22 protein-coding genes and 1 tRNA gene are annotated in these 21,989 nt (G+C 71.1%); 15 read left to right on the forward strand and 8 right to left on the reverse strand.

All coding sequences use genetic code 11. The features are described 5' to 3' along the window. The first annotated feature begins 77 nt into the window (after nucleotides 1–77). From K7957_RS01130 to K7957_RS01185, 12 genes are all read left to right on the forward strand, one after another. A complete protein-coding gene (locus tag K7957_RS01130) occupies nucleotides 78–1,580 on the forward strand; it encodes a GspE/PulE family protein (RefSeq protein WP_223011060.1) in 1,503 nt (500 codons plus the stop codon). Nucleotides 1,581–1,759: 179 nt separating this feature from the next. Next, a complete protein-coding gene (gene gspF, locus K7957_RS01135) occupies nucleotides 1,760–2,983 on the forward strand; it encodes a type II secretion system inner membrane protein GspF (protein ID WP_223010167.1) in 1,224 nt (407 codons plus the stop codon). Between the two features lie 8 nt (nucleotides 2,984–2,991). Then, on the forward strand, nucleotides 2,992–3,432 hold the full coding sequence (gene gspG, locus K7957_RS01140) for a type II secretion system major pseudopilin GspG (protein WP_223010168.1): 441 nt from the start codon (nucleotides 2,992–2,994) through the stop codon (nucleotides 3,430–3,432). A 217-nt stretch (nucleotides 3,433–3,649) separates the two neighbouring features. Continuing rightward, entirely contained in the window at nucleotides 3,650–4,102 is a 453-nt protein-coding gene (locus K7957_RS01145) for a GspH/FimT family pseudopilin (protein ID WP_343228261.1), read from the forward strand. After that, a complete protein-coding gene (gene gspI / locus K7957_RS01150; protein WP_223010170.1) occupies nucleotides 4,089–4,478 on the forward strand; it encodes a type II secretion system minor pseudopilin GspI in 390 nt (129 codons plus the stop codon). The genes K7957_RS01145 and gspI overlap by 14 nt, the downstream gene beginning before the upstream one ends. Continuing rightward, nucleotides 4,475–5,191 (forward strand): type II secretion system minor pseudopilin GspJ, encoded by a 717-nt coding sequence (gspJ, locus tag K7957_RS01155; RefSeq protein WP_223010171.1) that lies wholly within the window; start codon nucleotides 4,475–4,477, stop codon nucleotides 5,189–5,191. Before gspI ends, gspJ begins: the two co-directional genes overlap by 4 nt. Then, entirely contained in the window at nucleotides 5,178–6,140 is a 963-nt protein-coding gene (gene gspK, locus K7957_RS01160; protein ID WP_223010172.1) for a type II secretion system minor pseudopilin GspK, read from the forward strand. Before gspJ ends, gspK begins: the two co-directional genes overlap by 14 nt. Then, nucleotides 6,137–7,222 carry a type II secretion system protein GspL gene (gene gspL / locus K7957_RS01165; RefSeq protein ID WP_223010173.1) on the forward strand — a complete coding sequence of 362 codons (1,086 nt, stop codon included), beginning with the start codon at nucleotides 6,137–6,139 and terminating at the stop codon, nucleotides 7,220–7,222. Before gspK ends, gspL begins: the two co-directional genes overlap by 4 nt. Further along, the gene (gspM, locus tag K7957_RS01170; protein WP_223010174.1) at nucleotides 7,219–7,695 is read left to right on the forward strand and encodes a type II secretion system protein GspM; all 477 of its coding nucleotides are present in this window, start codon (nucleotides 7,219–7,221) and stop codon (nucleotides 7,693–7,695) included. Before gspL ends, gspM begins: the two co-directional genes overlap by 4 nt. Continuing rightward, nucleotides 7,695–8,414 carry a type II secretion system protein N gene (gene gspN / locus K7957_RS01175; RefSeq protein WP_223010175.1) on the forward strand — a complete coding sequence of 240 codons (720 nt, stop codon included), beginning with the start codon at nucleotides 7,695–7,697 and terminating at the stop codon, nucleotides 8,412–8,414. The genes gspM and gspN overlap by 1 nt, the downstream gene beginning before the upstream one ends. Nucleotides 8,415–8,462: 48 nt before the next feature. Further along, a tRNA-His gene (locus K7957_RS01180) sits at nucleotides 8,463–8,539 on the forward strand. Nucleotides 8,540–8,631: 92 nt separating this feature from the next. Then, nucleotides 8,632–9,684: a Glu/Leu/Phe/Val dehydrogenase family protein gene (locus K7957_RS01185; protein ID WP_223010176.1), complete on the forward strand. Its 1,053-nt coding sequence runs from the start codon at nucleotides 8,632–8,634 to the stop codon at nucleotides 9,682–9,684. A gap of 254 nt (nucleotides 9,685–9,938) precedes the next feature. Here K7957_RS01185 and eda read toward each other — a convergent pair whose 3' ends face one another. The 8 genes from eda to K7957_RS01225 form a co-directional block, all read right to left on the reverse strand. Next, complete coding sequence (gene eda, locus K7957_RS01190; protein WP_223010177.1) at nucleotides 9,939–10,544, reverse strand: bifunctional 4-hydroxy-2-oxoglutarate aldolase/2-dehydro-3-deoxy-phosphogluconate aldolase; 606 nt, start codon at nucleotides 10,542–10,544, stop codon at nucleotides 9,939–9,941. A 4-nt stretch (nucleotides 10,545–10,548) separates the two neighbouring features. Continuing rightward, the gene (gene glk / locus K7957_RS01195) at nucleotides 10,549–11,514 is read right to left on the reverse strand and encodes a glucokinase (protein ID WP_223010178.1); all 966 of its coding nucleotides are present in this window, start codon (nucleotides 11,512–11,514) and stop codon (nucleotides 10,549–10,551) included. Between the two features lie 101 nt (nucleotides 11,515–11,615). Beyond that, entirely contained in the window at nucleotides 11,616–13,430 is a 1,815-nt protein-coding gene (gene edd / locus K7957_RS01200) for a phosphogluconate dehydratase (protein WP_223010179.1), read from the reverse strand. A 107-nt stretch (nucleotides 13,431–13,537) separates the two neighbouring features. Next, nucleotides 13,538–14,242 (reverse strand): 6-phosphogluconolactonase, encoded by a 705-nt coding sequence (gene pgl, locus K7957_RS01205; RefSeq protein WP_223010180.1) that lies wholly within the window; start codon nucleotides 14,240–14,242, stop codon nucleotides 13,538–13,540. A 361-nt stretch (nucleotides 14,243–14,603) separates the two neighbouring features. Beyond that, complete coding sequence (gene zwf, locus K7957_RS01210) at nucleotides 14,604–16,067, reverse strand: glucose-6-phosphate dehydrogenase (RefSeq protein ID WP_223010181.1); 1,464 nt, start codon at nucleotides 16,065–16,067, stop codon at nucleotides 14,604–14,606. Nucleotides 16,068–16,088: 21 nt separating this feature from the next. Next, nucleotides 16,089–17,018, reverse strand: a complete 930-nt coding sequence (gene argC, locus K7957_RS01215) for an N-acetyl-gamma-glutamyl-phosphate reductase (protein ID WP_223010182.1) — start codon at nucleotides 17,016–17,018, stop codon at nucleotides 16,089–16,091. Beyond that, on the reverse strand, nucleotides 17,015–17,269 hold the full coding sequence (locus K7957_RS01220; protein ID WP_223010183.1) for an SH3 domain-containing protein: 255 nt from the start codon (nucleotides 17,267–17,269) through the stop codon (nucleotides 17,015–17,017). The genes argC and K7957_RS01220 overlap by 4 nt, the downstream gene beginning before the upstream one ends. 52 nt (nucleotides 17,270–17,321) lie before the next feature. Continuing rightward, nucleotides 17,322–17,657 carry a MarR family transcriptional regulator gene (locus K7957_RS01225; RefSeq protein ID WP_223010184.1) on the reverse strand — a complete coding sequence of 112 codons (336 nt, stop codon included), beginning with the start codon at nucleotides 17,655–17,657 and terminating at the stop codon, nucleotides 17,322–17,324. 263 nt (nucleotides 17,658–17,920) lie between these two features. Between K7957_RS01225 and secG the strand changes: the two genes are divergently transcribed. From secG to K7957_RS01240, 3 genes are all read left to right on the forward strand, one after another. Further along, nucleotides 17,921–18,328, forward strand: coding sequence for a preprotein translocase subunit SecG (gene secG, locus K7957_RS01230; protein ID WP_223011061.1), 408 nt, complete (start codon nucleotides 17,921–17,923; stop codon nucleotides 18,326–18,328). 84 nt (nucleotides 18,329–18,412) lie between these two features. After that, entirely contained in the window at nucleotides 18,413–20,047 is a 1,635-nt protein-coding gene (gene pyrG / locus K7957_RS01235) for a CTP synthase (protein ID WP_223010185.1), read from the forward strand. Between the two features lie 92 nt (nucleotides 20,048–20,139). Then, nucleotides 20,140–21,960: a methyl-accepting chemotaxis protein gene (locus K7957_RS01240; RefSeq protein ID WP_246616599.1), complete on the forward strand. Its 1,821-nt coding sequence runs from the start codon at nucleotides 20,140–20,142 to the stop codon at nucleotides 21,958–21,960. Nucleotides 21,961–21,989 lie beyond the last annotated feature (29 nt).

Genomic DNA, 21,989 nt, shown 5'->3' on the forward strand with positions numbered 1-21,989 from the left:
TGCGCACCGGAGCCGAGATCGACGCCGTCGCCGCGCCGCTGCCGCCGCCCGGTGATGGGGTGACGGTGCCGCCGGCGATGCTGCCGCCGGCGGCTTTGCCTTACTCCTTCGCGCGCAAGTTCGGCGTCGTGCTCGACCAGGGCGGCACGGTCGGGACGCCCAAAGTGGCGCTGCGCGAGGGCGCCGATCCGCGCGCGCTGATCGAGGTGCGGCGCGTGCTCGGGCGCGCCTTCGACGTCGCAGTCGTGCCGGTCGCGGCGTTCGACCGGCTGCTCAGCGACAATTACGCGATGGACGGCCAGGCCACCGCCGCCGCCGCGGTCGGCATGGGCGACGAGCTCGACCTTCTCGCCGAGGGCCTTCCCACCGCAGAGGACCTGCTCGACACCGCCGACGACGCGCCGGCGATCCGACTGATCAACGGCATCATCGCCGACGCCGCGCGCAACGGCGTGTCGGACATCCATATCGAGCCCTATGAGACCGGGTTGGTGGTGCGGATGCGGATCGACGGCGTGCTCCGCGAGACGCTGCGCATGCCGCCGCACGTCGCGCCGGTGGTGGTGAGCCGGATCAAGGTGATGGCGCGGCTCGACATCGCCGAGCGGCGCGTTCCGCAGGACGGGCGCATGGGGCTGACACTCGGCGGCAAGCTGCTCGACGTCCGCGTCTCGACCTTGCCCAGCCGCGCGGGCGAACGGGTGGTGCTGCGTATCCTCGACAAGGAGAATGCCGGCATCGACCTCGACGCGCTCGGCATGACGCCGCCGATGTACGCGCTGCTGCGCGAGATCATCGCCGAGCCCAACGGCATCGTGCTCGTCACTGGCCCGACCGGCAGCGGCAAGACGACGACGTTGTACGGCGCGCTGCGCCTGCTCAACGACGGCAGCCGCAACATTCTGACGGTCGAGGACCCGGTCGAATATGCGGTCGAGGGCGTCGGGCAGACGCAGGTCAACAGCAAGGTCGGGCTCACCTTCGCCGCCGGGCTGCGCGCGATCCTGCGCCAGGACCCCGACGTGGTGATGGTCGGCGAGATCCGCGACCGCGAGACCGCCGAGATCGCGGTCCAGGCCTCGCTCACCGGGCATCTCGTGCTCTCCACCGTCCACACCAACGATGCGGTCGGCGCGATCACGCGCATGCGCGACATGAAGGTCGAGCCGTTCCTGCTCGCCTCCACCTTGCGCGCGGTGATCGCGCAGCGGCTGGTGCGGCGCTTGTGCACCAACTGTCGCCACGCCGTGCGCGCGAGCGAGACGGTGGCGCCGCTGCTCGGGATCGATCCGAGCGCGACCGTCTACGAGGCGGTCGGCTGCGAGCAGTGCAATCGTACCGGTTTTCGCGGCCGAGTCGGGGTGTTCGAGGCGGTGCGAGTCGACGCCGTAGTGCGCCGCATGATCAACGAGGGCGGCGACGAGGACGCGATCGCGCGTCACGCCTTCGCCCAGAACGACACGCTCGCGATCGCGGCGCGACGGTTGGTCGAGAACGGCCGGACCACCGCGGAGGAGGCGGTGCGCGTCTCGCGCAGCGAGAATGCCGACGTCGCCGAGGTGGCGATCACCGATGCGTGATCGGGCGCCTCGCTTCGCACGCCTCTCGTCATCCCCGCGCGGGCGAGGATCCATACACGCTGACCTCGCGACTCTATCGCCAAGGCCCGTGCGTCTGGATCCCCGCCGGTGCGGGGATGACGAGCGGGAGGCGGCCAGGCACGTACGATCCTCCTACCGCGTCCGTCGGACGGGTCGCCGTGGCTGACTTCGACTATCTCGCGATCGACACGCGCGGCAATGAGACGCGCGGGCATGTCGCCGCGGCGGACGTCGCCGCGGCGCGCGCGACGCTTGACCGCCGCCGCCTCTACGTCGTGCGGCTCGAGCCGGGCAGTGCGCCCGCGACGCGCCAGCGGCCGCTGTTCGGGCTCGAGCTCGGCCGCGCCAAGATGTCGGGCAAGCAGCTGACGCTCTTCACGCGCCAGCTCGCCACGCTCAACCGCGTCTCGCCGTTGGAGGAGTCGCTCCGCACCATCACGCGCCAGACCGAGCAGGAGAGCGTCCGCGTGATCGTCCAGACCGTCCACACCGGCGTGGTCGAGGGCCGGCGCCTGGCCGACGCGATGGCGCGCGAGCCGAAGAGCTTCCCGCCACTTTACCGTGCGATGGTCGCCGCGGGCGAGAGCTCGGGGACGCTGCCCGAGATCATGGAGCGGCTCTCCACCCTGCTCGAGCGCCAGGCGGAGATTCGCGGCAAGCTGCTGACCGCCATGGCCTATCCCAGCGTGCTGTCGGCGGTGGCGTTCAGCGTCGTGATCGCGCTGATGACCTTCGTGGTGCCGCAGGTGGTCGAGCAGTTCGACACGGTCGGCCAGCAGCTGCCGCTGCTCACGCGCATGATCATCGCGCTGTCGGACCTTCTGGTCGGCTGGTGGTGGCTGCTGCTGCTGATCGTCGTCGCGGCGGTCGGCGGCGCGGTGCTGGCGTTGCGCCAGCCGCCGATCCGGCTCGCCTTCGACACCTGGCTGCTGCGCGTGCCGCTGATCGGGCGGCTGCTGCGCGATCTCCACGCCGCGCGGATCGCGCGCACGCTCTCGACCATGGTGGCGAGCCGGCTGCCTTTGCTCGAGGGGCTGACGCTGACGGGCGGCACGATCCACAACCGCCGGCTCAAGGCGGCATCGGACGAGATCACCGAGTCGATCCGCGGCGGCGGGAGCCTCTCGACCGCGATGAGGCGCACCGGCGTGTTCCCCCCCCTGCTCGTGTATCTCGCCGCCAGCGGCGAGGCGGCAGGGCGGCTCGACGAGATGCTCGAGCGCGCCGCCGACTATCTCGAGCGCGAGTTCGACCGCTTCACCGCGACCGCGCTGTCGCTGCTCGAACCGCTGATCATCGTCGTGATGGGCGCGATCGTCGCCACGATCGTGCTATCGATCCTGCTCCCAATCCTCCAGCTCAACACCTTGGCCGGCCAGTGAGACCCCTGATGCACAACGTACAGAAGCAGCGCCGCAAGAAGAAGAACGGCTTCACCCTCGTCGAACTGATGGTGGTGATCGTGATCATCGGCCTCCTCGCCACGATCGTCGCGCTGAACGTGCTGCCCTCGGGCGACACCGCGCGGATCCAGAAGGCCAAGGCCGACATCGCCACGATCGAGCAGGGGCTGGAGCTGTATCGCCTGCAGATCGGCAGCTACCCGACGACGTCGCAGGGCCTCCAGGCGCTGGTGACCGCCCCCGCCGGCGCGGACGCCGCGCGTTACCAGGCCGGCGGCTACGTCAAGAAGCTGCCGAAGGATCCGTGGGGCCGCGACTATCTCTACGCCTCGCCGGGCCAGCATGGCGCCGCCGACGTGTGGACCCTGGGTGCCGACGGGAAGGACGGCGGCGAGGGGATCGATGCCGATATCGGCTCCTGGCAGTAAGCGCGGTCCGAACCGGGTCGCGGCGCACGGCGCGCATCTCGGGCGGCGCGTGCTGGAACTGCGCGATCGCCCCACACACCTCCGTCATCCCGGACTTGTTCCGGGATCCACTCCTCCTCTCATCCCGGAACTTCGGCTCCCGCGGCACCGTGGATCCCGGAACAAGCTGGGGATGACGGCAGGAGGGGGAGCGGTCGTGCGGGCAGGAGCCGCGTGCGTGCACCGCCGCGAGCTTCGGCGCGCGACCCGCGGCTTCACCCTGATCGAGCTCATGGTCGTGATCACCGTGATCGGGCTCGCTTCCGCGGCGGCGGTGCTGGCGATGCCCGACACGCGCGGCCGGCTGGCGGACGAGGCGGCGCGCTTCGCCGCGCGTGCCCGGAGCGCGCACGACGCCGCGATCATCGAGTCACGCCCGGTCAGCCTGTGGGTCACCGAGACCGGCTATGGCTTCGACCAGTGGCGCGGCGGCCGCTGGTCACCGATGGAGCCGCCGCTCGGAGTCGAGCAGTGGCGCCCCGGCACCGCGGCGGCAGGGCTGGTGCGCGAGCGAGTCACCTTCGACACCACCGGATTGGCGGACCGGCCATTGACGATCACGCTGACGCGCGAGGGCGCGCGCACCGATGTCGTGATCGAGTCTGACGGGCGGGCGCATGTCGCGGGCTGAGCGCGGCTTCACGCTGATCGAGATCATGGTGGCGCTGGCGGTGTTCAGCCTCGCCGCGCTCGCGCTGGTGCGGCTGGAGGGGCAGACGATCCGCTCCACCGGCGTGCTCTCGGCGACGTTGCTGGCACAGGCGGTGGCGCGCAATGTCGCGATCGAGGCGGTGACCGACGCCGAGCCGCCGGTGCGGGGGCGCAGCAGCGGGGTAGAGCAGAACGGCGGCCGTGCCTGGACCTGGGTGCGCGAGGTGCAGCCGCTCGGCGACGGCGACGTGATGCGGGTCGACGTCAGCGTCAGCGACCCGGGCGGCGCGGTGCTCGGCCGCATGACGATGGTCCGCCCGCCCGCGCCGCCGCTCTCGGTGGACGTGGCGGGATGAGCGTGCGCCGCGATACCGGCTTCACGCTGGTCGAGGTGATGATCGCGCTGATGATCTTCGGCATGATCGCGGCGGCGGGGGTCGCGCTGCTCGCCTTCAGCGTGCGCGCGCAGGGCGCCAGCGCGGTCGCGCTCGACGACACCGGCGCGCTGAGCCGGCTATCGTCGATCCTCACCGCCGATCTCGCCCAGGCGCAGGACCGTAACACGCGCGACGTCAACGGCACGCTGTTGCCGGCCTTCAGCGGCGACGCCGCGGCGACGCCGCTCCTGCGGCTGGTGCGCGCCGGCTGGAGCAATCCCGATCAGGCCCCGCGCGCCGAGTTGCAGAAAGTGGAGTACCGTCTCGCCGGAGACGGACTGGAGCGGGTCGCCTATCCCGCGCTGGACGGCGCCGCGCCGCTGCCGCCAGCGCTGCTGCTCGATCGCGTGCGCACGGTGCAGCTCCGCTTCCGCTACCGTGGCGCCTGGAGCGACACGTGGCAGGGCAACCCGCGTGCCGCGCTGCCCCAGGCAATCGAGCTCGTCGTGACGCGGGCCGACTCGCGGCTGTACCGGCTGCTGTTCCTCGTCGGCACCGGCGCGGGGCGCGTGCAGGAGAGCGGCAGCGGTGCTCAGGGGGGTGGCGGCGGCGGTGCTGCGGGTGGCGGCACGGGGTCGCCCGGCGCAGGTGCGCCGGCGCGGATACCGGGAGGCGGCGATGCGGCACGGTGAGCGCGGCGCGGCGCTGCTGACGGTGCTGCTGCTCGTCGCGGTGATCTCCGTCATGGCGGCGAGCGCGCTCGAGCGGCTGCGGCTGTCGACCCGGCTCGCCGCCAACGCGGTCGCGCTCGATGCCGCGCGCGGCTACGCCTATGCCGCCGAGACCTTGGCGACCACGCGCGTGACGTCGCTGCTGAGCCAGGCGCGCGAGAGGGTCGCGCTGACGGGGGGATGGAGCGGGCGGCCGTTCGGGCTGCCGATCCCGGGCGGGACCGCGACCGCGCGCGTCACAGACGGCGGCAATTGCTTCAACCTCAACAGCCTCGTCGTGCGCGCGCCGGACGGCAGCTACGCCGTCAACATCGAGTCGCTCCAGCAATTGCAGCGGCTGGCGCGGCTGCTGCGGGTGCCCGACGGCGATCGCGTCGCCGCCGCGGCGGCGGACTGGATCGACAGCGACGACAGCCCGCTTCCCGGCGGGGCGGAGGACCGTGACTATCGTGGCTATCGCACCGCGGGCGTGCTGATGGCGGACGTGAGCGAGCTGCGCGCGGTGCGCGGCGTCACGCCCGAGGTATATCGCGCGCTGCGGCCCTACCTCTGCACGCTGCCGCTGGCGCAGCGCAACGTCTTCAACGTCAACACCCTGCTGCCCGAACAGGCGCCGCTGCTGGCGATGCTGGTGGGCGAGTCGCTCAGCGTCGAGGCGGCGCAGGGCGTGCTCTTGCGCCGGCCGCCGAACGGCTGGTCGAGCGTCGACCAGATGTGGGCACAGCTCTCGACCCAGAGCGGCGGTGCCTCGCAGGTGGGAGCGGCGCAGTCGACCAGCGTGAAGACCGTGTGGTTCGCGCTGCGCGTCGACGTGATGCTCGGCACCGCCGAATTGCACGAACAGGGGCTGATCGACGCGCGGACCCTTCCCGTCCGGCTCGTGACGCGGCAATGGGGAGATGCGCCATGACCGCTGCCACGCTCCTCTTCCTGCCTTCCGCCGACGACCAGCCGTGGCGCTGGTGGCGCATCCGCGACGACCGCGTCGAGCGCGAGGGCGAGGGCGTCCCCGCGCGCGACGAGGAGGCGCCGGTGATCGCGGTCGCCCCCGCCGACGCGGTGACGCTCCACTGGGCCGAGCTGCCGGCACGCTCGCCCGCGCAGGCGCTCGCCGCCGCGCGCGTGGTGGTGAGCGACGCCACCGCGGAGCCGGCGCAGGAGCTCCACGTCGCGGTGGGCGGCGAGAAGAGCGGCGAGCGCGCGATCGCGGTGGTGGCGCCGGCGCTGATGCGGGGCTGGTTGGAGACGCTCGCGCGCGCCGGGATCGACCCGGGCGCGATCATCCCCGCGCCGCTGCTGCTGCCTGCGCCGGAGGAAGGCTATGTCGCCGCCGACCTGCCGGGGCAGCGGGTGGTGCGCGGCCGTACCAGCGGCTGGGCCGACGAGCCGCTGCTCACCGAGCTGATCACCGCGGGGGAGCGCCCGTCGCCGCTCGCGCGCGACGCGGTGCGCGACGCGGCGGTCGCGGCGATCGCCGCGCCGGCGATCGACCTGCGCCAGGGGGCGTTCGCGCGCCGCCGCCAGCGCGCGGTCGATTGGGCGCTGCTGCGCCGCCTGGCGATGCTGGTCGGTTGCATCCTGCTCGCCACCCTGGCGATCGATCTCGTCCGGATCCTACGCTACTCCTTCGGTGCCGACGCGATCGAGGCGCAGGCCGACACGGTGGCGCGCCAGGCGCTGCCGCGCGGTGCGACCGCGGGCGACTCGTCGCGGCTGCTCGGCGAGCGGCTGACGCGGTTGCGCGGCCCAGGTCAGGGATTCACGCGCACCGCCGCGGCGGTCTACGCGACCGTCGACGCGGTGCCCGAGAGCGAGGTCACCGCGCTCCAGTTCGAGCCCAACGGGTCGCTGCGCGTGTCGCTGTCGCTCGCCGGCGAGGCACAGGCCAACACGATCAAGCAGCGGCTCGCGTCGGCGGGCTTCACCGTGGAGTCGAGCGTGTTCCAGCAGGCCAACAACCGGCTCACCGGCGACATGACGGTGCGGCCGTGAACGCCGCGCGCGCCTGGTTCGAGGCGCGATCGCTGCGCGAGCGCCGGCTGGTCGCGGTGATGGTGGTGCTGCTCGCCGTCACGATCGTGTGGGCGGCGGTGATCCTGCCGGTGCGCAACGGCCTGTCCGCATCGCGCGCGCGCTATACTGACGCGGTGGTGCGGCTAGGTGCGGCGCAGAGCGGGCTGGCCCAGGTCAAGTCGTTCCAGCGTCGCGGTGCGACCGCGCTCGGCGGCTCGCTGGCTGACGTGGTACGCGCGCGTGCCGACGCGGCCGGGTTCGCGCTGGCCTCGCTGGACGTGGTCGCGCCCGACCAGGTGCGCACCTCGATCACCAGCGCGCGCGCCGGGGCGCTGATGCGCTGGGTCGCGGGGCTGGAGCAGGAAGGCATCCTCGTCGACTCGCTCAGCGTCACCGGCAGCGGCGCGGGTAGCGTTACCGCTCAGCTCAGCCTGCGCCAGCGGGGCGAGTGATGCGCATCCGTCTCGCCACCGGGCGCCGCGCGCTCTTCATCGCTCTGTTCGCGCTGGCGATGCTGGTCTTCCTGCCGATGCGGTTGGCGCTCGGCTGGGCCGGGCTCGACGCGCAGGGTTTCACGGCGCGCGAGGTGACGGGCAGCCTCTGGTCGGGCCGGCTTGTCGAGGCGCGCTTCGGCGACATCGCGCTGGGCGACCTCGACGCCGGCGTGTCGCCGCTGGCGCTGCTGATCGGGCGCGCGCGGATCGCGCTGGCGGGCGCGAGCGCCGACCCGTCGCGTCAGCTGTCGGGCACGGTCGAGCTGGCGCGCAACCGCGCCGCCGTCATCGGCGCGCGCGGGCCGCTGACTCCTGGCAACGCCTTTCGCCCGCTGCCCGTGACCGCGCTCGACCTCGACGACGTCACCGTGCGCTTCGTCGACTCAACGTGCGAGCAGGCCGAGGGACGTGTTCGCGCGACATTGTCGGGCCAGTTCCTCGGCCAGCCGCTGCCCGGCGCGATCAGCGGCACCGCGCGCTGCGACGGGGGAGCATTGCTGCTGCCGCTGAACAGCGGGGCGGGCGAGGGCGTCAACCTGCGGCTCTGGCCAGACGGCCGCTATCGCGCCGAGCTGACGCTCGTGCCGACCGACCCGACGATCGCGGCACGGCTCGACGCCGGCGGCTTCGTCGCCAACGGCGCCGCGCGCACCTTCGCCGTGGAAGGAAGATTCTGAGCGCCTTGACGAGGGGCCACGCGCACCGCTAGGGGACCGGCCTTCGCGGCGATCGTAGCTCAGTTGGTTAGAGCATCGGTTTGTGGTACCGAGGGTCGCGGGTTCAAGTCCCGTCGGTCGCCCCATTTCTCCCCATCCTCATTTCGCGCTGGCCTCCGCGGCCTGCTATGAATATTGCGCTTCGAAGTAATATTCTGCTGCGCTTGACGGAGGCGTGATGACCTCGCTGTGGGACTATCCCGATTTCGACGCCCATGAGGGGCTTCACCTGTTCGCCGATCCGGCCTCCGGGCTGAAGGCCGTGATCGCGGTCCACTCGACCGCGCTCGGGCCAGCCGCGGGTGGGGTGCGCTTCTGGCATTACGCCGACGACTCGCGCGCGCTCACCGACGCGCTGCGGCTGTCGCGCGGGATGAGCTACAAGAATGCTATGGCGGGACTGGCGCTCGGCGGCGGCAAGGGCGTCGTGCTCGCGTCGCGGCCGGGCGAGACGATCAGCGAGGCGCAGCTGCGTGCCTTCGGCCGCTCGGTCGAGTCGCTCGGTGGCCGCTACGTCACCGCCGAGGACGTCGGCATGTCCGAGGCGCGGATGAAGCTGATCGCCGAGGAGACGCGCTACGTCTCCGGCCTGCCCGTGGCGCAGGGCGCGGCGGGGGGCGACCCAGGGCCCTACACCGCCCATGGCGTCTATCTCGGTGTGCGCGCCGCGGCCAAGCGCGGGCTCGGCAGCGACGACGTCCGCGGCGTGCGGGTCGCCATCCAGGGCCTCGGCTCGGTCGGCGGCGGGCTCGCCAAGCTGCTCACGCGCGACGGCGCGGTGCTGACGCTCGCCGACGTCGACCAGGCGCGCGCCGAGCGGCTCGCGGCCGAGCTGGGGGCCGCCGTGATCGCACCCGAGGCGATCCTGAGCGCCGAGGTCGACATCGTCAGCCCCAACGCCTTGGGCGCGATCCTGACCGAGCAGTCGATCCCGACGCTCAAGGCCAGGATCGTCGCTGGCGGCGCCAACAACCAGCTCGCCACCGCGGCGGACGGGCGGCGTCTCCACGAGGCGGGCGTGGTCTACGCGCCCGACTATGTCATCAACGCGGGCGGGATCATCAACGTCGGGCTCGAGTATCTCGGCCACGGCGACGAGGCCGAGGTAATGGCGCGGATCGCGCAGATCCCGGGGCGGCTCGATCAGGTGTGGGACGAGGCCGAGGTAACCGGCGATCCGACCGCCGAGGTCGCGGACCGGATCGCGCGGCGGCTGATCGGGCGCGAGTGATCCGGGAGCTGCGCCGTGTTACGCTGCGCGGCGCGCATGATAGGCGATCTCGTGGGGCATAAGGATCGCCATGGAGAGCGTAACCTCTCCACTCCCGCGACCGTCATCACGGACCTGGTGCGGGATCCACTGACCCGCGTACTCAGGCGCCGGCAGGGGCGGCACGGTGGATCCCGGACCAAGTCCGGGATGACGGAGGGTGGGGGCGGGGCTCCTAGACGCGACCAGCGCGCCTCCCACCTCTTCCCGTCGCCCTACCGCGCCAGACCCGCTGCCGCGCGCGCACGCGCCTCGATCTCGGGCAACGTGCCCTCGGTCACCCAGCTGCCGCCGACGCACAGCACCGGGTCGAGCGCGAGCCAGTCGGGCGCGCTCGCCTCGGTGATGCCGCCGGTCGGGCAGAAGCGGCACTGGTAGAAGGGCGCCGCCAGCGCCTTGAGCGCCTTGATCCCGCCGCTCGTCTCGGCCGGGAAGAACTTGAAGTGCGACAGCCCCATGTCGAGCCCGCGCATGATGTCGCCCGCGGTGGCGATGCCGGGCAGCCACGGGATCCCGCTCGCCAGGATCGTCTCGCCCAGCTTCTGTGACAGGCCCGGCGAGACGATGAACTCCGCGCCCGCGTCCTTGACCTGCGCGACCTGCTCGGCGGTGACCACGGTGCCCGCGCCGACGATCGCGCCGGGCACTTCCTTCATCGCACGGATCGCGTCGAGCGCGGCGGGGGTGCGCAGCGTCACCTCCAGCACCTTGAGCCCGCCGGCGACCAGCGCCTCGGCCAGCCCGCGCGCCTGCGCGGCGTCCTTGATCACCAGCACCGGGATCACCGGGCTGGTGCGCATCACGGTCTCGATGTCGCTCATGGTCTCACTGATGCTCCTGCGCGAAAGCCGCCGCGGCGCCGAACAGGCCGGGCTGGGGATGGGTGATGAGCTTGACCGGTATCGCCGCCATCATCGACTGGAACCGGCCCTTGGAGACGAACCGCTGGTCGAAGCCCGAGCGCAGCAGTTTGTCCTTGATCCGTAGCCCCAGGCCGCCGGCGATCACGACTCCCTTGGCGCCCTGCGCCAGCGCGAGGTCGCCCGCGACCGCACCGAGCGCGAGGCAGAAGCGATCGAGCGCGGCGAGCGCGATCGAGTCGGTGCCCTCCAGCGCCTCGGTCCAGATCGCCTTGTCGTCGCGGCGCAGCACCGCGCGCCCCTCCAGCTCGGCGAGCGTCTCGTAGATCGCGACGATGCCGGGGCCGGCGACGATGCGCTCGGCCGAGACCCGCGTGTAGGTCTTGCGCAGGCGCTTGAGAATAGCGTCCTCGATGCCGTCGAGCGGGGCATAGTCCATGTGCCCGCCCTCGGTCGGCAGCACCCAGTAGCGGCCCTGATGCTGCAACACCTGGGCCACGCCCAGCCCGGTGCCTGGGCCACAGACGGTGGTGACGCCCTCGCTCGGGAGATCAATGTCTGGCCCGCAGAGATGCTCGAAGTCGTCCGCGGGCAGCTGCGCGACGGCGTGGCCGATCGCGCCGAAATCGTTGATGATCGTCCATTGGTCGGCGCCGAGCCGCTCAGGGATCAGCGAGGGGCGGATCACCCAGGGATTGTTGGTCAGGCGGATCACGTCGCCCGTGATGGGCGAGGCCACCGCGATCGCGGCGGCGGCAGGCAGGGTGCCGCCCTGGCGCGCCCGGAACGCCTCGTAGGCGGTCTGCAGGCTGGCGTGCTCGGCGGTCTTGAGCGTCACCGGCTCGCCCAGCGACTGGACTCGGCCCTTGTCGACCTCGGCGATCGCGAAGCGGGCGTGGGTGCCGCCGATGTCCACCGATACGATCTGCATGCTCTTCTTCCTCTCCCCGTCGCACGGGCTGCCGGTTGCCGCGACGCGCGCCGCGGTACCCCGCTCGCGACCCTCTTCCCGCGGGAGAGGGCGCTTAGCTACTACAATCCGGCGCCCGCCAGTATCGCGCTGGCACCTTTCTCGGCCTCGTCGGCGAGGCCGCGGAACAGGCCGAACAGCTCGCGCCCCATGCCGCTCGTCGGCGGGGGCGCCGCTGCGGGCTTGCGCGCCGCCCACTCGTCGGCGTCAACCAGCGCGGTGAGCGTGCCGGCCTCGGCGTCGACGCGGATCAGGTCGCCGTCGCGGATCAGCCCGATCGCGCCGCCGCCCAGCGCCTCGGGCGAGCAGTGGATCGCGCACGGCACCTTGCCGCTCGCCCCCGACATGCGCCCGTCGGTGACCAGCGCCACCGTGAAGCCGCGATTCTGCAACACGCCCAGCGGCGGCGTGAGCTTGTGCAGCTCGGGCATGCCGTTGGCGCGCGGCCCCTGGAAGCGGACCACGACGACTACGTCGCGCTCGAGCTCGCCGTTGCGGAACGCCTCGAGCACCTCGAGCTGGTCGGCGAAGACGCGCGCGGGTGCCTCGACCACCCAGCGCTCGCGCTCGACCGCTGAGACCTTGATGCAGGCGCGGCCGATATTCCCTTGGAGGATGCGCATCCCGCCGTCGGGCGCGAACGGGCGGTCGGCGGGGCGCAGGATCGTCTCGTCACCGCTCGCCGGCACCGGCTGCCACGCCAGTCTCTCGCCCTCGATCACCGGCCGCTCGCCATAGGCGGCGAGATCGTCGCCCGCGACGGTCATCAGGTCGCGGTGGAGATAGCCCGCGCCGATCAGCTCGCGGATCACGAAGGGCATGCCGCCCGCCGCCTCGAACGCGTTCACGTCCGCCGAGCCGTTGGGATAGACCCGCGCGACCGTGGGCACCGCGGCGGAGAGGCGGTCGAAATCCTCCCAGTCGATCACGATCCCCGCCGCGCGCGCGATCGCGGGGAGGTGGAGCAGATGGTTGGTCGAGCCGCCGGTGGCGAGCAGCCCGACCGCGGCGTTGACGATCGCTTTCTCGTCGACGCAGACGCCGAGTGGGCGATAGTCGTCGCCGTGGACGCCGATCGCGGCGAGCCGGTGGACCGCGGCGCGGGTCAGTTCCTGGCGCAGCTTGGTGCCCGGGTTGACGAAGGCGGCGCCCGGCATGTGCAGGCCCATCACCTCCATCATCATCTGGTTGGTGTTGGCGGTGCCATAGAAGGTGCAGGTGCCCTGCGTGTGATAGGCCTGGATCTCGGCGTCGAGCAGCTCGTCGCGCGTCGCTTGGCCCTCGGCGAAGCGCTCGCGCACCGCCGCCTTGGCCTTGTTGGGCAGGCCCGACGGCATCGGCCCGCCGGGGATCAGGATCATCGGTAGGTGGCCGAAGCGCAGGGCGCCCATCAGCAGCCCGGGCACGATCTTGTCGCAGATGCCGAGCAGCGCCGCGCCCTCGAACGTGCCGTGGCTGAGCGCGACCGCGGTGCTGAGCGCGATCGTGTCGCGGCTGAACAGCGACAGCTCCATCCCGGCATAGCCCTGGGTCACGCCGTCGCACATCGCGGGCACGCCGCCCGCCACCTGGGCGGTGGCGCCGACCTCGCGCGCCCACACCTTCATCTGCTCGGGATAGCGGTAATAGACCGCGTGCGCCGAGAGCATGTCGTTGTAGGCGGTGACGAGGCCGATGTTCATCGCCTCGTGTCGCGTCGTCATCGCCTCCCGGTCCTCGGGCGTCCCGGCATAAGCGTGCGCGAGATTGGCGCAGCCGAGCCGCGGGCGGCCGATCCAGCCGTCGCGCTCACGCTCGATCAGCGAGAGATATGCCTGGCGGGTCGGGCGCGAGCGCTCGATGATCCGGTCGGTGACGGCGCTGACGGCTGGATTCATGCTGCTACCTTCGGCTCGGGCGGGTCATCGCGCGGCGGCGCGGTTGTGCGGCAGGGCCCTGCCGCACTCAAGTCCCGCGAGGTCGGAATACGTATTCGTGGGGCGGCTCAGGCGGCCCAGTGGATGTCGACGGGCAGCTCGGCGTCGGCGAGCACGCGGCCGATCGGATAAGGCGAGCCGGCGCCCTCCTTGATGGCGTCCTCGATCACCTTGCGCTTGGCGTCGCCGGTCACCGCGATCAGCAGCGCGCGCGCGGTGGCGATCGCCTGACGGCTGAGCGTGACTCGCGCCACCGGCGCCTCGGGCGGGAGCGGATCGGGCATCACGCCGAGCGCGCGGCGATCCTTCGGGCCGTTGAGCGCCTCGTCATAGTCGGGTCCGGGGAAGATCGAGGCGGTATGGCCGTCGCCGCCGACGCCGAGCACGCACAGGTCGAGCGGCCAGTGCAGGTCCTGCATCAGCGCGTCGGCCGAGCGGCCCGCGGCCTTGTAGTCGTCGGTCGCCTTGGGCACGATCGGCATCACCCGCGCGCCCTTGGGAAGGAAGATCTTTCCCAGCGCGGTGACGTTGGAGAGCGGGTCGCCGAGCGGGACGATCCGCTCGTCGCCGGGGACGATCGTCACGCGTTTCCAGTCGAGCTTGGCCTTGGCCAGCTTCTCATAGGCGGGCAGGGGCGTCTTGCCGCCCGCCAGCGCGATCACGGCCGAGCCGCGCGCGTCGATCGCGCTCTCGATGACGAACTGGATATCGCCCGCGACGGCGTCGGCGAGCTCGGCCGCGTCGTCATAATCCCACCATTCGATCTCGGTCATGTCTCTCTCCGTCGCTGGCGCTTAGGGCCGCGCTGGTCGCCGCGCGGTTCGCGCCGGCAAGGGTCGTGGCCCTGCTTTCGCAGGAAGTTCGGTCAGGTCAACCGAGCAATGCGGTGGCTGGGCGTGAGGGTAGGCGGTCGGGTGATGAGCGGCGCGACATCTGAGCGTCCACCCCGGCGAACGCCGGGGCCCAGTGGGGTAGGCCGTGGTGAGTCGCAGTGCGACCTTCCCACCGGGGCCCCGGCGTTCGCCGGGGCGATAGCCATGTCAGCGACCCGCGCTCCAGCGAACGCAGGAGCCCAGAGTCACGAGCGCCTCGCCCACAACCCTGGGTTCCTGCGTTCGCAGGAACACCGAACGGTCAATCGTCGTGCCAGCTCACCCCGTCGCGCTCGGTCAGCGCGATCGCGCCGGCGGGGCCCCAGGTGCCAGCGGCATAATGCTTGGGCTTGGTCTGCGCGGCGGCCCAGCCGGCGCGAATCGCGTCGATCCACTTCCACTGCGCCTCGACCTCGTCGCGGCGCACGAACAGTGTCTGATCGCCCTCGATCAGATCGAGCAGCAGCCGCTCATAGGCGATGCGGCGGCGCGAGCCCGCGAATTGGGCGTCAAGGCTCAGGTTGAGCGGCACCTCGCGCAGCTTGATGCCCTCCCGGTCGAGCCCCGGCTCCTTGGTCATCACCAATAGCTGGATATATTCCTCGGGCTGGAGGCGGATGACCAGCTTGTTGGGCTGGAGCAGCCCGCCGCGGCCCGAGAACATCGAGTGCGGCACCGGCTTGAACTGGATCGCGATCTCGCTGCGGCGCTTGGCCATGCGCTTGCCGGTGCGGAGATAGAAGGGCACGCCCTGCCAGCGCCAATTGTCGACGAAGGCCTTGATCGCGACGAAGGTCTCGACGTCGCTGTCATAGCCGAGCTCGGCATCATAACCGCGCACGACCTTGCCGCCGACCGCGCCCTCCTCATACTGGCCGGTGACGGTGTAGCCCTGCACCTCCTCCGGCTTCATGTGGCGAAGCGAGCGGAACACCTTGGCCTTCTCGTCGCGGATCGCGGTGCCGTCGTACAGCGCCGGCGGCTCCATCGCGATCAGCGCGACCAGCTGGAGCACGTGGTTGGCCACCATGTCGCGCAGCGCGCCCGCGCCCTCGTAGTAACCGGCGCGGTCCTCGAGCCCGACCGTCTCCGCGATCGTGATCTGGACGTTGTCGATCCCGGTGGCGTTCCAGATCGGCTCGAACATCGAGTTGCCGAAACGCAGCGCCAGGATGTTCTGCACCGTCTCCTTGCCGAGATAGTGATCGATCCGGAAGATCCGGTCCTCGGGGAAGGCAGAGGCGACGGTGTCGTTGATCTCGCGGCTCGACTGGAGGTCGTAGCCGAGCGGCTTCTCGAGGCCGATCCGCACCGTCTCGCCCGCGAGGCCGACGCTCTCAAGCCCCTTGACCGCGGGCTCGAACAGCGAGGGGGCGGTGGAAAGATAGATGGCGAGTCCACCCGAGACGTCGCCGATCTTGTCGGCGAGCGGCTGGAAGCTGGACGGATCCGACAGATCGGCGGGCTGGAACTGCAGGCGCTGGAGGAAGCTGTCGATCGCCCCCGCGTCCTTGCGGTCGGCAGGCAGGAACTCGTCGAGCGCCTTGCGCGTGACGTCGCGGAAGGCCGCGTCGTCGAGGTCGCTCCGCGCCGAGCCGGTGATCGTCAGCCCCGCGGGCAGCAGCCCGTCGGCATGCAGCCCATAGAGTGAGGGCAGCAGCATCCGCTTGGCGAGGTCGCCGGTCGCACCGAACAGCAGCAGCTTGCCCACCGGATTGCGCTCCATCTGAGTCTCCTGCGTCGCTTTCTAGAAGGTAAGACCGGCGACGGGGTCGTAGCCGGCCATGATATTGAGATTTTGCACCGCTGCACCCGCGGCGCCCTTGCCGAGATTGTCGAGCGTGGCGACCAGCAGCGCCTGGCCACTGGCCTGGTTGCCGACGACCCGCAGTGTCATGCGATCCGTCCCCGCGTCGTCCTCGATCTTCACCACGGTTGTCGCCTCGTGCGCGAAGCGGACCACGCGCTCGCCGTCATAGGCCGCGGCGAGGACCTCGGACACATCGGTCAGCGTCGCCGCACGGGTGAGCTGGCTGAGGTGGAGCGGTACCTGCACCACCATGCCGCGATAGGTCCGCGCCACCGCCGGCTGGAAGATCGGCGCGACGCTGAGTCCGGCGTGGCGCGTCATCTCGGCGACATGCTTGTGCGCGAGCCCGAGCGCATAGGGGCGAAAGGCGGTGGCCACCTCGCCCCCCTCGAACTCGGCGATCATCGCCTTGCCCCCGCCGGAATAGCCCGAGGTGGCGTTGACGCTGAGCGGCACGTCGGTGGCGAGCAGCCCGGCGCGCACCAGCGGGCGAACCAGCGCGAGGAAGCCGGTGGGATAGCAGCCGGGGTTGGTGATCAGCCGCGCCGCCGCGATCCGCTCCGCCTGGTCGGGCTCGAGCTCCGCGAGGCCATAGGTCCAGTCGGGCGCGACCCGATGCGCGGTGGAAGCGTCGATCACGCGCGTGCGATCGTTGGCTATCATCGCGACTGCCTCGCGCGCGGCGTCGTCGGGCAGGCACAGGATCACCACGTCCGCGTCGTTGAGCGCCTCGGCGCGCGCGGTCGCATCCTTGCGCCGCGACTCGTCGATGGTGACCAGCGCGACGTCACTGCGGGTCGCCAGCCGCTCGCGGATCTCGAGCCCCGTCGTGCCGGCGGCACCGTCGATGAAGACCGCGAGCGTCATGGTGCGCGGACGACCGCGGCATCGACATAGCCCACGAGATTCTTTTCCACGGCGATGCCCCAGGCGACGCCGCCAGTGACGTCGAGCACGTCAAAGACGGCGCCCGCGCCCAGTTCGGCCAGCGACGATGCGGCGGTGTCGCGCCCTTCGCGCAGACTGGTGTCGGTGACGATGGTGCGACGAAGCGGCGCGGCATAATGTGGCGCGAACACCTGGTCGGCGAGACGAACGTCGGCGACATCGGCGCGCACCGCGTGGGTGCGCGGGTCGAGTGTCCGCGATCGCCCAGTCAGCGTGAAGCCGCTACGCGGTGGCGTGCTGCTGCTCGACGGCGCGGGCGGGCGGGTGGTCGCCGTCACCGATGAACTGGCCGAACTCCTCAAGAAAATCTGCCCCTTCGGATGTACGCGCGACGAAGATGTTGCGCTTGTCGCTATCGTCGCGTTGGCGGCGCAGATAGCCGAGCGCACCCAGTCTGTTCAAGGCGCGCGTCACCACGGGTTTGGACACGTTGAGCACGCGGGCCAACCCGCGCACGGTATGCGGCCCGGGCCGCAAGTATACGACGAGGAGGAGCGCCATCTGGCGATTGGTGAGGTCGGGCTCGCCCGAGCGCACGTAATCGACCAGCGCGTTCATCCACGAACTAAGTTCGGGTTGCGCTAATGTTGCCACGTCCTCGTCCCGCTGCATCACGCCCGGTCCGTTCCGGGTTTGTGCGAGAACAACGTCCGCTTTCGCGGCTGGTTTCAGCCATGTCACGAATTAGCGAGCCGAAATCGTGCCGATCCGGGGACGAGCGGCGCGGTTGATCCGCGCCCGTCGCTCCCCTATGTGGCCGCCATCCGGCACGCGTGACCTGATCACGCGTGCCCTTGCTGTATCGGACCCGCGTCGCTCCCATGTTCACCTTCCTGCTCGTCGTCCAGGCCATCATCGCGGCTGCCCTCGTCACCGTGATCCTGATGCAGCGCTCGGAAGGCGGCGGTCTGACCTCGTCGGGCAGCCCGTCGGGGTTGATGTCGGCGCGCGGCGCGGCAGACTTCCTCACGCGCGCCACCTCGGTGCTGGCGGGGGTCTTCGTGGTGATGAGCATCGTGCTGGCCTTCATCGCGGCGCACCGCGGCGCGGTCTCGGTCGATACGTCGCTGCAGCGGCGCGTGCCCGCGGCGCAGACCCAGCAGCCGGCGCCGACTCAGCCCGACGCCGCCGCGCAGGTGCCGCTCGCCGGTGCGCCGGCGAATGCCGCCGCTCCGGCACCGGCACCGGCACCGGCACCGGCCGACAATGGCGTGCCGCTGGCGCGCTGATCACGCTGACAGCGTCGACTCGTCGCGCGCGGGATCACCGCGCGCTTGCCCTCGCTCGTACTCTAAGGTTAGGCAGTTCGCCCCATGGCGCGGTATATTTTCATCACCGGCGGCGTGGTCTCCTCGCTCGGCAAAGGTCTCATGGCGGCGAGCCTCGCGGCGCTGCTGCAGGCGCGCGGCTACCGCGTGCGCATTCGCAAGTTCGACCCCTATCTCAACGTCGATCCGGGCACGATGAGCCCGTACCAGCACGGCGAGGTCTACGTCACCGATGACGGTGCCGAGACCGACCTCGACCTCGGCCACTATGAGCGCTTCACCGGGGTGGCGTCGCGCCAGTCGGACAACATCACCTCGGGCCGGATCTACAAGACGATCATCGAGCGCGAGCGCCGCGGCGACTATCTCGGTGCGACGGTGCAGGTGATCCCGCACGTCACCGACGCGATCAAGGCCTTCGCCCGTGCCGAGACCGACGATCTCGACTTCGTGCTCTGCGAGATCGGCGGGACGGTGGGCGACATCGAGTCGCTTCCCTTCATCGAGTCGATCCGCCAGCTCAAGAACGAGGTCGGCCGCGGCAACGCCATCTCGGTCCACGTCACGCTGGTGCCGTACATCGCCGCCGCGGGCGAGCTGAAGACCAAACCGACGCAGCATTCGGTGCGCGAGCTTGCCGCGCTAGGGGTCCAGCCCGACGTGCTGGTATGCCGCTGCGAGAAGCCGCTCCCGGTCTCGGAGCGGGCCAAGATCGCGCTGTTCTGCAACGTGCCCGAGAGCGCGGTCATCCCCGCGCTCGATGCCGCCAGCATCTACGCGGTGCCGCTGCAATATCATGCCGAGGGACTCGACTCGGAGGTGCTGCGCGCTTTCGGGATCACGCCCTCGTCGCCGCCCGACCTGACGCGCTGGCAGGAGATCGTCGATCGCCTCCAGCATCCGGAGGGCGAGGTGACGGTCGGCGTGGTCGGCAAGTATGTCGGTCTGCAGGACGCCTATAAGTCGCTCAACGAGGCGCTGGTGCACGGCGGGATCGCCAACCGGGTAAAGGTCAACGTACGCTGGATCGACGCCGAATTGTTCGAGCACGACGACGAGGAGATCGTCAGCCAGCTCGAGCCGCTCGACGCCATCCTGGTGCCGGGCGCCTTCGGCGAGCGCGGCGCAGAGGGCAAGATCAAGTCGGTGCGCTTCGCGCGCGAGCGCGAGATCCCCTATTTCGGCATCTGCTTCGGCATGCAGATGGCGTGCATCGAGGGCGCGCGCGACCTCGCCGGCATCGCCGAGGCCTCGTCGACCGAGTTCGGCCCGACCGAGCAGCCCGTCGTCGGCCTCATCACCGAGTGGATGGGGCGCGACGGGCTGGAGCAGCGCGAGGCCCAGGGCGACATGGGCGGCACGATGCGGCTCGGCGCCTATGACGCGACGCTCGCGGGCAACAGCGTCGTCGCCTCGATCTACGGCGACACGCAGATCTCCGAGCGCCATCGTCACCGCTACGAGGTCAACACCGGCTATCGCGAGGCGCTGGAGCAGGGTGGGCTGGTGTTCTCGGGCATGTCGCCCGATGGCATGCTGCCCGAGATCGTCGAGCGTCCCGATCATCCGTGGTTCGTCGGCGTCCAGTTCCATCCGGAGCTGAAGAGCAAGCCGTTCGATCCGCACCCGCTGTTCGCCAGCTTCATCGAGGCGGCGCTCAAGCAGAGCCGCTTGGTGTAGCAGGCGCGACCGCGCCGCCGGGAGGCCGTCATATAATTGGGGCAGCGGAACCGCGCACCGGATGTCGGCGCGGTCAACGGAGCGTGCCCCTCATGAACCAGCTACGCATCGCGCCCAGGCTCGTCCTGTCGTACGCGGTGATCTTCGTCGTGATGCTGGGGATCAACCTGCTCGCGCTCGCCAACCTGAGCCGCGTCGACACGATCGCCGAGGACATCGGCGTGCATCGCCGGCTCAACTACGAGGCGATCTCGGCGCTGGGATTGGCCGCGACGCGATACCGGCTGGGTGAGGCGACGCTGGCGGCGGCGCGCGACGGCACCGAGACGGCGGCGGCGACGGCGGATCTGGCCGATCGCGCGCGCGCGATCGACGGTCGGATCGCGGAACTCGACGCCCGGCTGCGCTCGCCGGTGACCCAGGGGATGCTGCGCGAGTTCGCGCATGACTGGGAGACCTATCGCGCCACCGCGTCGAGCCAGCATCGCGGGGCGGCCGCGATGGCGGAGCTGGCGACCTTCCGCGCGCGCGCGCCCGCCTTCGCCGACGTCATGCGCGATTCGACCCGGCTGCTGATGCAGCAATCGGGCTCGCTCGATATCGGCGTAGCGACCGCGCGCGCACTCGTCGAGGAGGCGCGAACGATCACTTATGCCGCGATGGCCGCGGCGGCGCTGCTGGTGATCGCGCTGCTGGTGCTGCTGGTCCGCGGCATCGCGCGACCGCTCGACGCCGTGACTGGCGCGCTGCTGCGGCTCGCCGACGGCGACCTCGGCGTCGAGGTAGGGGGGGCGGAGCGCCGCGATGAGGTCGGCGACCTCGCCGCTGCCGCGATCAAGCTGCGCGACCGGCTGCTCGCCGCCGAGCAGGAGAAGGCGCGGCAGACCGCGCTGATCGTCACGAGCGTCGGCGCCGGGCTCGACTCGCTCGCGCGCGGCGATCTGACGACCCGCGTCGACGACGAGCTCGAGGGCGCCTTCGGCAAGTTGCGCACCGACTTCAACGACGCCATCGCGGCGCTCGCCGCTGTCCTCGCAGCGGTTCAGGAGAGCGCCACCGGCATCAGCGAGGGCGCGGACGAGATCCTTCAGGCGAGCGATGATCTGTCGCACCGAACCGAGAAGCACGCGGCCAGCCTGGAGGAAACCTCAGCGGCGATGCAGCAGATCACCGAGACGGTGCGTCAGACCGCGGAGGGCGTGTCGCGGGTCAACGGCGTGGTGGTCGAGACTCGCAGCGACGCCGAGCGCTCGGGCGAGGTGGTGCGTCGCGCGGTGGACGCGATGAGCGGGATCGAGCGCGCCTCGCATGAGATCGGCGATATCATCAGCGTGATCGACGGCATCGCCTTCCAGACCAATCTGCTCGCGTTGAACGCGGGCGTGGAGGCGGCGCGCGCGGGTGATGCCGGCCGCGGCTTCGCGGTCGTGGCGCAGGAGGTGCGCGCCCTGGCGCAGCGCTCGGCCGACGCCGCGCGCGACGTCAAGAAGCGGATCGGCGCCTCGACCGAGCAGGTCGGCGCCGGCGCCAAGCTGGTGGGGGAAGCGGGGCAGGCGTTGACTCGCATCATCGCGCGCATCGGCGAGATCGGCGCCCTGGTGGAGCAGATCGCCGAGGCGGCGGAGCAGCAGTCGACGGGACTGATTCAGGTGAGCAAAGCCATCGCCGAGATGGACGGCGTCACGCAGCAGAACGCGGCGATGGTGGAGCAGACCACGGCGGCGGCGCGCGCCCTCGCCGGAGAGGCCGATGCGCTGGCCCGCGAGGTGGCGCACTTCCTGCTCGATAGCCCGGCGCCGACCCGCGCCGGCGTGCCGCGCCATCCGCAGCTCGACGCGCCGCCGCGCCGCTTGCCCAGGCCGGCGCCGCGCCTCGGGCACGCCGCGCGTGACCGGTCGGCCGAGCATGATTGATCGCAGCCGCGGTGTAGATCAAGGAAAGG

It is taken from the genome of Sphingomonas yunnanensis (genome assembly GCF_019898765.1).
Taxonomy (GTDB): Bacteria; Pseudomonadota; Alphaproteobacteria; order Sphingomonadales; family Sphingomonadaceae; genus Sphingomonas; species Sphingomonas yunnanensis.

Excerpts from the sequence above, each read along its gene's own strand:
- K7957_RS01130 (WP_223011060.1), top strand. The coding sequence starts at position 78 with ATGCTGCCGCCGGCGGCTTTGCCTTACTCCTTCGCGCGCAAGTTCGGC.
- gspG (WP_223010168.1), top strand. The coding sequence starts at position 2,992 with ATGCACAACGTACAGAAGCAGCGCCGCAAGAAGAAGAACGGCTTCACC.
- gspI (WP_223010170.1), top strand. The coding sequence starts at position 4,089 with ATGTCGCGGGCTGAGCGCGGCTTCACGCTGATCGAGATCATGGTGGCG.
- gspJ (WP_223010171.1), top strand. The coding sequence starts at position 4,475 with ATGAGCGTGCGCCGCGATACCGGCTTCACGCTGGTCGAGGTGATGATC.
- gspK (WP_223010172.1), top strand. The coding sequence starts at position 5,178 with ATGCGGCACGGTGAGCGCGGCGCGGCGCTGCTGACGGTGCTGCTGCTC.
- gspL (WP_223010173.1), top strand. The coding sequence starts at position 6,137 with ATGACCGCTGCCACGCTCCTCTTCCTGCCTTCCGCCGACGACCAGCCG.
- gspN (WP_223010175.1), top strand. The coding sequence starts at position 7,695 with ATGCGCATCCGTCTCGCCACCGGGCGCCGCGCGCTCTTCATCGCTCTG.
- K7957_RS01185 (WP_223010176.1), top strand. The coding sequence starts at position 8,632 with ATGACCTCGCTGTGGGACTATCCCGATTTCGACGCCCATGAGGGGCTT.
- eda (WP_223010177.1), bottom strand. The coding sequence starts at position 10,544 with ATGAGCGACATCGAGACCGTGATGCGCACCAGCCCGGTGATCCCGGTG.
- glk (WP_223010178.1), bottom strand. The coding sequence starts at position 11,514 with ATGCAGATCGTATCGGTGGACATCGGCGGCACCCACGCCCGCTTCGCG.
- edd (WP_223010179.1), bottom strand. The coding sequence starts at position 13,430 with ATGAATCCAGCCGTCAGCGCCGTCACCGACCGGATCATCGAGCGCTCG.
- pgl (WP_223010180.1), bottom strand. The coding sequence starts at position 14,242 with ATGACCGAGATCGAATGGTGGGATTATGACGACGCGGCCGAGCTCGCC.
- zwf (WP_223010181.1), bottom strand. The coding sequence starts at position 16,067 with ATGGAGCGCAATCCGGTGGGCAAGCTGCTGCTGTTCGGTGCGACCGGC.
- argC (WP_223010182.1), bottom strand. The coding sequence starts at position 17,018 with ATGACGCTCGCGGTCTTCATCGACGGTGCCGCCGGCACGACGGGGCTC.
- K7957_RS01225 (WP_223010184.1), bottom strand. The coding sequence starts at position 17,657 with ATGAACGCGCTGGTCGATTACGTGCGCTCGGGCGAGCCCGACCTCACC.
- secG (WP_223011061.1), top strand. The coding sequence starts at position 17,921 with ATGTTCACCTTCCTGCTCGTCGTCCAGGCCATCATCGCGGCTGCCCTC.
- pyrG (WP_223010185.1), top strand. The coding sequence starts at position 18,413 with ATGGCGCGGTATATTTTCATCACCGGCGGCGTGGTCTCCTCGCTCGGC.
- K7957_RS01240 (WP_246616599.1), top strand. The coding sequence starts at position 20,140 with ATGAACCAGCTACGCATCGCGCCCAGGCTCGTCCTGTCGTACGCGGTG.